This window comes from Blautia sp. JLR.GB0024 (assembly GCF_037000545.1).
In the GTDB taxonomy this organism is placed as follows: Bacteria; Bacillota; Clostridia; order Lachnospirales; family Lachnospiraceae; genus Blautia; species Blautia celeris.
This window is the reverse complement of record NZ_JBANBF010000060.1, coordinates 1-288: the sequence shown is the minus strand read 5'-3', so window position 1 is coordinate 288 and position 288 is coordinate 1. Positions and strand designations below refer to the sequence as shown.

The 288-nt window shown below is 44.8% G+C and carries 2 tRNA genes; both read left to right on the top strand.

The features are described from left to right. Positions 1 to 7: 7 nt before the first annotated feature. Positions 8 to 80 (top strand) — tRNA-Ala (locus V8Q34_RS27435). A gap of 24 nt (positions 81 to 104) precedes the next feature. Then, positions 105 to 178, top strand: a tRNA-Ile gene (locus tag V8Q34_RS27430). Positions 179 to 288 lie beyond the last annotated feature (110 nt).

Here is a 288-nt window from a genome sequence, read left to right as displayed (position 1 = left end):
TTAAAATGGGGATATAGCTCAGTTGGGAGAGCACCTGCCTTGCAAGCAGGGGGTCGAGAGTTCGAATCTCTTTATCTCCACTCAAAACTCAATAAAACGAGTTAGGGCTTATAGCTCAGCTGGTTAGAGCGCACGCCTGATAAGCGTGAGGTCGGTGGTTCGAGTCCACTTAAGCCCACTAGGTAAAGTATTTATACTTTGCCAGCATCGTACCTTGAAAACTGCATATACGAAACATCTAGAATACGTTAAACGTAAAGATAGAGACGAAAACGAGGCGCTGTAGTA